The sequence below is a fragment of the Nocardia sp. NPDC101769 genome, assembly GCF_044766925.1.
Classification (GTDB): Bacteria; Actinomycetota; Actinomycetes; order Mycobacteriales; family Mycobacteriaceae; genus Nocardia.
The window spans coordinates 1-10263 of the sequence record NZ_JBIWMX010000081.1 but is presented as its reverse complement, the minus strand read 5'-3'; the positions used below and the strand labels follow the sequence as shown (position 1 = coordinate 10263).

Here is a 10263-nt window from a genome sequence, read left to right as displayed (position 1 = left end):
TTCTGAAGGATCACGCGGTGGCCACCCTGCTGTCCGGGGATTGCGACAAGCTCAGCATCCAATGCTGCTGCTACACCACGCTATTGGACGCAACCTCACTGGGGTCTGGTGCCCGTGCTCGAGCTTCGAAACCGTCGACGGCGGCCACGCAAGGGCATGCGCGAGCACCCTCGCGGTCAGTCCGGCATCCTTCCGGATCTCTCGTAACTGACCGCCAAGGGCTTCTCTCGATTGCTGCGCAGGGTCGGTCACCGATCCGTGGACACCCCGATGTAGTCGGCATACGGGATCGCCATCGGCCACACGTGGTCTCGGACCTTCCGGATATGAGCCGCAATCACGGGATCGGTGGTAGTCGCCAACCCCTCGTCAGCGCCGTCAGGGCTGAAAACACTGAACGCAACTAGATGATCATCGAAGATCCACCAGTCATCACCACTGAGCAACGCCTCATCAATCTTGTGACGAGGTATGTATCGAACGTCCTCTCCCGCAGTGATGTTCAACGGCGCGACGGCCAGTGCGAATCGGGTGTAATCGGTGTGAGGTTCGGATACGACCCGGACGCGCCGGATTACCTTGCCCTGTGCCGGCCAAACCGTGACCGGCAGGCAACCCCTCCCAGCCGTGGGAAACCCCTAGGGTTCCCACGAGAGATTCGTCCATGGGAGTGCAAGTGTCGCGCATCAGGTTTGCTGTCATCGCCTTCGTGTCATTGGTGATCACAGGGACATCCTTCGTGGGCCCCGGCTCTATGAGCGGTCGCGCCATCGCAGACACCATCCCCAATCTGATCGGACCCGCGGTCCCCGCGATCGCCGACCTCAACGGCGACGGCATCCCGGATGTCGTATTCAGCGACTTCGGACTCGGAAACGGGATATCAGTCTTTCTGGGCAAGCCGGGCGGCGGCTTCGAACCCGCCGTGCACTACCCCACCGGCGGACAAGCCGACTACGTCGCCATCGCCGACTTCAACCACGACGGCATACCCGACCTGGCCGTCACCAACTTCACCTCCAGTACCGTCTCGATCCTGACCGGCAAAGGCGACGGCACCTTCAACGATGCCGTCAACTACCCAACCGGATTCGCGCCTGGCGCAGTGGTCGTCGGTGATTTCAACCACGACGGCAACCTCGACCTGGCCACCTCCAACCAAAGCCCCTCCTGGTCGATCCTGCTCGGCAACGGAGATGGCACCTTTGAACCCGCAACCACCGTCTCCACCGAAGGCGGAATCGGCTCCGGATCCGCCGACGTCGCCGACTTCTTCGGCGACGGCAACCTCGACCTGCTGCGCGGCAACTACATGAACAACACCATCCAGATCTTCCGCGGGCGTGGCGACGGCACCTTCGAACCACCGATCACCCTCAACGAGGGCGCTCAGACCGCCTGGTTCGGCATGGCGCGCGACCTCAACGGCGACGGCAAGCCGGACATCCTGTTCTCGAATCTGGTCAACAGCACCATATCCATAATCCTCAACAACGGGGACGGCACCTTCGCCAAACCCACCGTCGTCCAAACCGGCGGCCTACTCCCCCAATGCTTCGACCTCGCCGACCTCAACGGCGACGGCAAGCTCGACCTCGTCGTCGCCAACGCCGGAACCTCCAGCATCACAGTTCTTCTCGGCACCGGCAACGGCACCTTCGGCCCGCCGACCACCTACCCCTCCGGCGGACTCATGCCCCTGTCCACCCCGATCCTCGCCGACTTCAACGGCGACGGAATCCTCGACATGGTCGTCGGCAACACCGCCACAGGAAATATCACCCTGCGATACGGCCGCGGCGACGGAACCTTCGGCGACCCCATCGACTACTCCGCCTGACCCCCCGTAGCCATGAACCCAACAGCCCATCGCCTCACCAGCTGACCGCACTACTCGTCACTGGCCCTCACGGGCCATCGCGTCCCGGCGCGAGAATCAGCCCGGCACCGACAACGATCAGCGTTCGTGACGCCAACCTGACGGGGCCATCACACCCGTCGGGCGTCAGTCCGCGGGCTCCCATGTGGCGACGAGGTCGAGCAGGCCGGGGAAGCGGGCTTCGAGGTCGTCGATACGGACCTGACTACGGCGTTCGAGGCCGTACTGGCGCTGGCGGGTGACACCGGCTTCGCGCAGCGCCTTGAAGTGGTGCGTCAGTGACGATTTCGGGCGGTCGATGCCGAACCAGCCGCAGGAGTGGTCGTAGGCCTCGGATTCGAGCAGCAGCTTCTGGACGATGTGCAGCCGCAGCGGGTCACTGAGCGCGCCCATGACGGTCTCGAGTCGCAGCTCGTCGAGTCCGGGTTCGGGCAACGGATCCGGCACGACGTCCGGTTCCGCGGGGAGCGTGAACTTCGGCGCGGGGTGCTGCTTGGCCGGCATCGATGAACTCCTCACTGTCGACGCTTGTACGACTTTGATCGTACAGCATGCTATGTTCGACTCCGTTCGTACTAGTTCGAGTCAATTCGAACTTTGAGTGGAGGTAGTGGAAGTGGTTGCGACACAATCCCGTCCGGCACAAGCCGGGGAGCCGATCGATCTCGGAACCGAATCTCGCGTCGCCCCGACATGGTGGATCTGGCTCGCGGCATGGCCCGTGACCGCCGTCTTCGTGCTCTCGAACGCGGCGACGCCGCTGTATGTGCTGTGGCAGCGCGACTTCGGGTTCTCCAAGGGCACCATGACCGTGGTCTTCGCGTTCTACATCGTCGGTTTGCTCGGATCGCTGCTGGTCTGCGGCGTCGCCTCGGACCGGCTCGGCCGCAAAGCCGTGCTCATCCCGGCGCTGATCCTCGCGGCGGCCGCATGCCTGATCTTCGCCACCGCGCCCGGTGTGATCGCGTTGATGATCGCTCGCCTGCTCACCGGTATCGCGGTGGGCGCGGCGGTTTCCGCGGGCATGGCCGCCGTCACCGATGTCGCCGGACCCGAGCGCAAGCACCTGGGCGCGCTGTTCGCCTCGACCGCGATGGTCCTGGGCGCGGGCGTCGGCCCGCTGCTGTCCGGCGTCCTGTCCGAGACCGTCCCGGCCCCGACCGTCACCGTCTTCGGGGTCGAGATCGCGCTGCTGGCAACCGCTTTCGTGACGGTGCTGCGGATGCCCGTCGGTCGTCCGGCGCACCGGGATGCGGGTTCATGGATCAGGGTGCCCCGGGTGCCCCACGCGAACCGCCACCAGCTCTTCCTCGGCATCGCGGTGTTCGCGCCCGGAATCACGGCCACGTCCTTCGTGCTGTCCCTGGGCCCGGCCCTGCTGTCCGGCCTGCTCGGCACGACGAACCGAATCGTCCCCGGCGCCATGGCCTTCGCGATGTTCTTCACCGCCACCGCCGTCCAGTTCGCCGCCCGGTCCCTGCCGCGCCCGGCGACCATGACGATCTCCGCCGTCGCGACCGCCCTGGCGATGGCGACCCTCGTGATCGCCGTCCACACCCAGTCGCCGACCTACCTGATCACCTCGGCGCTGCTCGCCGGGGCCGGCCAGGGCTTGGGCCAGCTCGGTGGGCTGTCGCTGCTCAACCACGCCATCCCGGCCGCTCGATTGGCGGAAGCCAACGCGGCGTTCAATATCGGCGGCTACATCCCCGCCGGTCTGCTGCCCGTCAGCGCCGGGTACCTCAGCGACGCGGTCGGCCTCTCGACCGGCGCGACGACCTTCGCACTGACCCTACTGACACTGTCCGCGCTGGCCGCCGCCGCGATCCTACGCAATCGCCCCACCCTCACCCCCGCCTGACCCGCCGGCACGCCGTGGCACGGCACCGTTTCCAGTGATGCACCACGACATGTCCGCCGTTCACGAGGACGTGGGGACAGCTTGGGCTAGTTCGCCACCTTCACCCCCATCTCGACGACATGGCCGGCGAGTTCGCACGACTGGATCGAATCGACGATCCGGCCGTGCTGAACATGTACATCCAGGACCTGGTGCAACGGGACCTCGGCAAGCCCCTGCGAGACCTCCAGAAGGGCTTGACCGCACTGAAGCTGAAACCAGCACGGGCCGTGCTCGGGTTGAAGTCGCTGGAACTGCCGGCGGTCGCGGCGCTAGCCGCGCACGAACTGGCCCTGCCGCCATGGGCTGGCGCGGGCGGTGCCATTGCCGTGCAGGCGATCTCGACCCTCCGCACGGCCCGAGCGGAGGCAAAACAATAGCGCAACACCGCCGCCGGCTATCTGATGGACATGAAGACCACCCTGACCTCGGCGGGTGTCCTCGACCGCTTGCGCGGCTCGTCAGCCGGGTCAAGGGTGGGGCCGGCAGCGCGGGTCGACGGCGGCGCGGACCGTGACCTAGGACAGGTCAGCGGGTAGCCGGTCTCGTGCGGGGGGTGAGGAAGGCCGGGACAATCCCGCCGCGCATTCTGTGGTGACAACAAGGATGGACAAACGGTGACAGATACCGCGGCCAGCACCGCGGCAACGGCCAGCCCGCCATGTAGATCAGTGACAGTTATCGTGGTCAGCCACATTGGCAGAACTCGACCAGGTCGTATTACCGCTGTATTCTCGATTGTGTGCCTATGAATGGTTGCCGTGGCCGGCTGCACGCCTGACCCAGGCCGGTCTCACCCACGCCGAGGTCATCGAAGTGTTGGACAGCCCGAGGCGGTGGCCGCGCATGAGTACCAGCAAGGACGGATTACGTGTCTTGCAGGTGTGGGCACGCACCGAGGCCGGGAAGCCGATCATCGGCGCGTTGCGGGCGTTGGGCGGACTGGACTGGTAGATCATCGGCGCGAAACCGATGACGAACCCGCAGGACATTGCTGATTTCGAGGAATGGGAGAGCCAGCGATGACAGAACGCGACGCACATGACGAAGCCCGCGACCTCGCCGAGGCGCTGGCGCTGGCCGACGCATTCGAGGCCGGCGAGCTGGCCATCGACGACAGCGCACCCACCCCCGAGCTGCCGCCGGTCACCGAACCCATGGACGAGCAGCTGGTGGTGACCACCGTCCGACTCACTCTGCGCCAGCGCAAGGCCATCGAGGCGCTCTGCGAAGTGCGGGGTGTGGACCGGTCGGCGCTGATTCGCGGCTGGATCAACGAGGGCCTGGCCGAGACCGACGACGACCGCAAGATCTCCCTGGCCGACCTCAAGCGCGCCATCGCCGGACTGCCGCCCGCCGCCTGACCCGCCGCCCCCAGTCCGGACAAGAGCTGACCGAGCGCGATTCAGCCCTTGCGGCCGCCCCAGAACGCATCGATATGCACACAGGTGCGGTCGGTGTCGATGTAGTCCTCACCGGTACGTTCGGCGACCAGGCGCAGGCGTGCACCGTCGATCTCCGTGACGTTGTCGTCAGCGACCACCTGCAGGGGTCCCAGTATCCGGATTTGGATGAGTCGACTGTGCCAGCACCAGGTGTCGCCGGCGCCGGCACAGCACCGCCCCTCACTCCTGTTCGATGGCGAGATGTGGAGTGATTCGATCGAGCCACCGGGGCAGCCACCAGTTGGCTCTGCCGAGCAGTTGCATGATCGCGGGGACGAGGATCATGCGCACGAGGGTGGCGTCCACCAGAATCACCACGGCGAGACCCAATCCGAAGACATTGAGGGTGCGTAGCGATCGCCGATGACGAAGGACCCGAAGACGCACACCATGATGGCCACGGCCGCGGTGATGATCCGCCCGGTCGCGGCGATCCCGTGCGCCACCGCCGCGCCGTTGTCCCGCCGTCGACGCCACTCCTCCTGGATGCGCGAGAGCAGGAAAACCTCGTAGTCCATAGACAATCCGAAGGTGATGGTGAACATCATCAGCGGAATCCAGGGATCGATAGGCCCGGTCCGGGTGACAGCGAAGATCGACGACAGCCACCCTCACTGATAGACCACGACAATGGCACCGTAAGCGGCACCGATGGACAAGAGGTTCATTGCCGCCGCCTTGAGCGGAATTGCGACGGAACGGAATACGGCCATGAGCAGAACGAAGGACAGCAGGATCACCAATCCGATCACCCACGGCAGCCGCATCCCCAGGTGCGCCGACTCGTCGGTTCCTGCCGCGGTCTGCCCGCCGACCAGAATCCGCACGCCGGTTCCCGCGGTCGCCTGCGGGACAACCGTATTGCGTAGCCGATCGACCAGTGCCGCAGTGTCCGCCGACTGCCGGTCGCTGGTCGGGTAGACCGTCACCACCGCGGCGTCACCGGACGCGTTGTAGCTGGGAGCCGTCGCCCGGGCCACGCCGGGAAGTCCGGCGAGTCGCTGTTCGAATTCGGTGAGCACCGCGTGATCGTTTGCCGCGCCGGGCAATTCGGCGGCCAGCACAAGGGGACCGTTGAAGCCCGGCCCGAACGCGTCCGACAACAGGTCATACGCCTGGCGGGTGGTGAGTTCGGCAGGGTCGTTCCCCGAATCACTGAAGGCCAACCGCATGGCAAAGGTCGGCACGGCGAGGATCAGCAGTGCGAGCAGTGCGGCCGACCCGCACAGCACCGGACGGCGTTGCACCACCCGGCTCCATCGCCACCACAGACCGCGCTCGGCGGAGGCCGTGCCGGATCGGAGCAGGCCCGGCACATGCCACCGGTCGACGGCTCGACCCGCGAAGCCGAGCAGGGCCGGGAGCAAAGTCACGGTGGCCACCAGCACGGGCAGCACGGCCAGGATCGTCCCGACGGCCAGACCGTCGAGAAACGGCTGACCGACCAGGAACAGGCCGCACAGCGAGATGAGTACCGTTGTGGCGGCGAATAATACGGCGCGCCCGGCGGTCGACATGGAGCGGACGACGGCCTCGCGCGGGTCGAGACCATCGGTAAGCGCCTGCCGGTATCTGGTCACGATGAACAGGGCGTAGTCAATTCCGACGCCCAGGCCGATCATGGCCATCAGGGCCGGCCCGAAGCTGGGCTCCACCAGCAGGTGACTGATGAGGGCCACCATGGCGTACCCGACGCCCACCCCGATGAGCGCGAACTGGCTTGTGGCGGTATGCAGCGCGCCATGGGTAGGTTCTTTTCCAGAAGTTCGGCGAGCAGGACCCGGTTCCCGTCGAGGACATCCAGAACGTCAGTTAAGGGCCTGCATCCGAGTGGTCGGTATTCCATCCGATCACCGCGGTGAATCCCGGTCCCGCTCGTGGGTGGCGCAGGTCTTCCAACTTCCTCCGACTGCGCCCCAGTTCTCCGGGCCAAGCCCAAATGTGTTGTTTTTCGCACGGTTGCTACCGGAACCCCCGAACGCGGGGTTCCCACCCACACAGCGACCTACGCCGCGCAGGGCGCGATCATCGCCTTCAACACCGCCTACGACCGCTGGGCAGAGAACCCCACCGCGGACCTCACCGCCCTGGTCCGCCGATCACTATCCGATCTGCGGCACGCCATCGGTCGCCAGCAGATCCACGATCGATGACGTCCAATTCTGGCCCGGAATGGAGGATTTCACCGGAGTTCTCGTACGGTGTGACGGATTCGGTCGCAATCCGGCTGCGGGATAACACTGTTGGGTCGCCGCTGGCTACAGTGGTGTCGGACGTACGAAAGCCACGGTCCGGTAGGTAGTCCGGATGGCGCAGTAGTCGCCCGTACAGTGCCCGCGAGGCACATCCCGGTGCGTCCCTTTTCATTTCATCATTGAGAAGGGACACGGCTGTGTCGGATCTGCATGTCATCATCGCCGGAGGCGGACTGGGCGGACTGGCCCTCGCGCAAGGACTTCACCGGGCGGGGATCGGCGTCACCGTCTACGAGAAGGACCCCACCCCGGCATTCCGCAACCAGGGCTACCGCATCCGCATCAACGCCGACGGCATCACCGCGCTGCGGGCGGTGCTGGCGCCGGAGGCGTTCGAAGTGTTCGCGGCCACCGCCGGAGTCCCGGGATCAAGGATGGACACCTTCGACCATCACCTCGCGCTGCGACATGCGCAGGACTTGCCGCGGGTCGCGGGTTTGCCCGGCGGCGGCCATCTGGCGGTCAATCGAAACACGTTGCGCCAGATCTTGTTATCGGGCCTGGACGAGGTCGTACACTTCGGGGCCCGCGTCACCGGCTACACCACCGATCCCGCGGGCACGGTCACCACGCATCTGACCGACGGCTCCAGCGCCACCGGTGACATCCTGGTCGGCGCCGCCGGTGTCAATTCGGCTGTACGCCAGCAGCATCTCCCCCAGGCACAGGTGATCGACGCCGGACTGCGCCTGCTCTACGGAAAAATTCCCTTCGCCGACAACGAGACTCGTGCGGCGGTCCCACCCGAATTGCTGAGCCTGTGGACCACTGTCGTCGGACCGGGCCGACGTTTCGTCGGCCTGGCCCCGGTGCAATACCGCGAACCGATCGATCGGGTGACCGCACGGCTGGCGCCGAGCATTGCCCTCAGCGCCGACAGCGACTACCTCACCTGTGTCTTCGGTGCCCGGCGGGAGCAGTTCCCGAGCACCGATGAGGAGCTGTTCGCCATGAGCGGGGCGGAACTGCGAGCGCTGACGGTATCCCTGCTGCAGGGCTGGGATCCTCGACTGGTCGATATCGTGTCCTGCCAGGATCCCGCGTCGATCTTCGCGGTCTCGGTACGCACCAGTGTTCCCCTGGCCGCATGGGACACCTCCTCGGTCACGCTGCTCGGCGACGCCATCCATGTGATGAGCCCGGCCATCGGCATCGGCGCGAACACCGCACTGCGGGACGCACAGATACTCACCGGCCGCCTGACCGAGGCCGCCGCCGGTCGGCCGCTGCCGGAGGCCTTGCGCGACTACGAGGAAGCAATGCGGGGCTACGGCTTCGACGCCGTGCGCGAATCGGCCGTACACGGACGTCAACTGGTCGGCCAGGACTTGTTGCCTGTCGCATCGGCCTGATCTCGCTCACATCCCCGAAGCCCGGTGAGCCGGAGGCGGACCCAGCCCGGGACCGTCTCCGGCTCACCGGAACAAGTGCACTCGATGGCGTGCGGTGAGCGGGAGATGCTCTGTCGCGATAGACACCAAGAACTGCATGGGTCGGACCTATCCGCTCGACCAAGCGCTGGTCCTCTGGTTCCACTCGAATCGCGACCCGCCTGTGTGCCTTGGGAGCTCGGTTCGGAACGCGACTTTGGTGCGATGAAGACGCGCTCCCGTCCCGGATTGTCGGGTGCGCTTCAGGAGGGGGCAATGTGCGGGCCGACAGTAGGTATCACCGTGTCGAGTAGTCGTGCGAGACCGAGGTCGAACAGGTCGTCGTCGGACCATGTGCGGTCGATGAAGGTGGCCGCGCCGAGTGTGGGGTAGAGCTCTCGATGGCCAGTGATATGGGCTCACCGGACTGCGAAACCTGCCGTTCAAATCCTTTGACGCGAACCGGATCTGGGTCGCGATCGTCGCGATCGCCCTCGATTTGACCGCCTGGCTGCAAACCCTCGCCCTGCACGACCATCCCGCCCGCCGCTGGGAACCGAAAACACTACGCCTGCAACTATTCTCGATCCCCGCCCGGATCGCCCGGCACGCTCGCCGCGTCCATCTGCGCCTATCCCGCCATCACCGCGGCAGCGGCCTGCTTCTGATCGCCCTGCAGCGCCTGCACCCAGGCTGACCAGACCGAACCATCCCTACAACCGACGAAAGGACCTTCATCTGGGCCCGTGGAACCCGGCAGAAACCCGCTGACCGGGCTTTCCTGCGTTGCCCACCGGCCGCTGATCAGCGACCGGAAACCAATCCGAAACCGATCAGGCCGGGCCCACGACCCGGCGAAAGGTGGAGGTTAAGTTCGGCGTCTCCCTGCGGCCGCGGGGAGACGCTCGGGCGGTTGCTGGAGACGCCGGGGAAACAAACGTTAGGCGCGATGTATCGGCGGAAGTGGTGTAGTTCGGGGAAGTGGGAATGCTAGGCTTTTCGTCGCCGTTGTCGTCGTGAATGTCGTCATGAATCGCCGGGGTTACTGGGCCGCGAGGCACAGGCAGCCAGTCCGAATAGGCACCATTCTGTGCTAGGGGTCGCCAGGTCGGCGACGGCATCTCCGACGCCCGGTCCGCTATAGCGGTGCACAGTGGGAGAAGGTAGGGGGCATTGATCGTCGTGAACGACCACACAGGAATCGACACCGAGAGGGGTCTTCAAATGGGAAATCTCTCCGAACAGTTCAATGACCTGTCCAAACGCGCGAAGAAGACCGAAGGCGTTATTGACGCCGCCGCAGCGAGAAACCGGCAAAAGGGTCAAGTCCCGGGGAGTGGTGTAGCTGGGGTGGTCACCGCGTGATCCGAAATATCGGTCAGGCGGTGAGTTCTGCTGGTGCGGTCTCCTCCTG

General features: G+C 65.6%; 11 protein-coding genes and 2 pseudogenes. 7 read left to right on the top strand and 6 right to left on the bottom strand.

The genetic code is table 11. The features are described from left to right. Positions 1-51: 51 nt before the first annotated feature. Positions 52-252 carry a helix-turn-helix domain-containing protein gene (locus ACIRRA_RS44865; RefSeq protein WP_402781900.1) on the bottom strand — a complete coding sequence of 67 codons (201 nt, stop codon included), beginning with the start codon at positions 250-252 and terminating at the stop codon, positions 52-54. Next, complete coding sequence (locus ACIRRA_RS44860; RefSeq protein ID WP_402781903.1) at positions 249-611, bottom strand: DUF6879 family protein; 363 nt, start codon at positions 609-611, stop codon at positions 249-251. Before ACIRRA_RS44860 ends, ACIRRA_RS44865 begins: the two co-directional genes overlap by 4 nt. A 65-nt stretch (positions 612-676) precedes the next feature. Here ACIRRA_RS44860 and ACIRRA_RS44855 point away from each other — a divergent pair, with 65 nt between their 5' ends. Then, the gene (locus ACIRRA_RS44855; protein ID WP_402781897.1) at positions 677-1840 is read left to right on the top strand and encodes an FG-GAP repeat domain-containing protein; all 1164 of its coding nucleotides are present in this window, start codon (positions 677-679) and stop codon (positions 1838-1840) included. 165 nt (positions 1841-2005) lie between these two features. On the opposite strand, the gene ACIRRA_RS44850 is transcribed toward ACIRRA_RS44855, so the two are convergent. Then, positions 2006-2383: an ArsR/SmtB family transcription factor gene (locus tag ACIRRA_RS44850; protein WP_402781894.1), complete on the bottom strand. Its 378-nt coding sequence runs from the start codon at positions 2381-2383 to the stop codon at positions 2006-2008. Positions 2384-2600: 217 nt separating this feature from the next. Here ACIRRA_RS44850 and ACIRRA_RS44845 point away from each other — a divergent pair, with 217 nt between their 5' ends. From ACIRRA_RS44845 to ACIRRA_RS44835, 3 genes are all read left to right on the top strand, one after another. After that, positions 2601-3740, top strand: coding sequence for an MFS transporter (locus ACIRRA_RS44845; RefSeq protein WP_402781891.1), 1140 nt, complete (start codon positions 2601-2603; stop codon positions 3738-3740). Positions 3741-3859: 119 nt separating this feature from the next. Beyond that, complete coding sequence (locus tag ACIRRA_RS44840; RefSeq protein ID WP_402781889.1) at positions 3860-4159, top strand: hypothetical protein; 300 nt, start codon at positions 3860-3862, stop codon at positions 4157-4159. Positions 4160-4801: 642 nt separating this feature from the next. After that, on the top strand, positions 4802-5143 hold the full coding sequence (locus ACIRRA_RS44835) for a hypothetical protein (RefSeq protein WP_402781887.1): 342 nt from the start codon (positions 4802-4804) through the stop codon (positions 5141-5143). Between the two features lie 41 nt (positions 5144-5184). Here ACIRRA_RS44835 and ACIRRA_RS44830 read toward each other — a convergent pair whose 3' ends face one another. The 3 genes and pseudogenes from ACIRRA_RS44830 to ACIRRA_RS44820 form a co-directional block, all read right to left on the bottom strand. Further along, entirely contained in the window at positions 5185-5322 is a 138-nt protein-coding gene (locus ACIRRA_RS44830) for a hypothetical protein (protein WP_402781885.1), read from the bottom strand. An 82-nt stretch (positions 5323-5404) separates the two neighbouring features. Next, positions 5405-5542, bottom strand: a complete 138-nt coding sequence (locus ACIRRA_RS44825) for a hypothetical protein (protein WP_402781884.1) — start codon at positions 5540-5542, stop codon at positions 5405-5407. Beyond that, positions 5536-6924: pseudogene (locus ACIRRA_RS44820) on the bottom strand (MMPL family transporter). Before ACIRRA_RS44820 ends, ACIRRA_RS44825 begins: the two are co-directional and overlap by 7 nt. Before the next feature lie 692 nt (positions 6925-7616). Here ACIRRA_RS44820 and ACIRRA_RS44815 point away from each other — a divergent pair. The 3 genes and pseudogenes from ACIRRA_RS44815 (at position 7617) to ACIRRA_RS44805 (ending at position 10214) form a co-directional block, all read left to right on the top strand. Next, on the top strand, positions 7617-8831 hold the full coding sequence (locus tag ACIRRA_RS44815) for an FAD-dependent oxidoreductase (RefSeq protein WP_402781882.1): 1215 nt from the start codon (positions 7617-7619) through the stop codon (positions 8829-8831). A 439-nt stretch (positions 8832-9270) separates the two neighbouring features. Continuing rightward, positions 9271-9546: pseudogene (locus ACIRRA_RS44810) on the top strand (transposase); the annotation flags it as partial. Positions 9547-10022: 476 nt separating this feature from the next. After that, positions 10023-10214: a hypothetical protein gene (locus ACIRRA_RS44805; RefSeq protein WP_402781880.1), complete on the top strand. Its 192-nt coding sequence runs from the start codon at positions 10023-10025 to the stop codon at positions 10212-10214. The last annotated feature ends 49 nt before the right edge of the window (positions 10215-10263 follow it).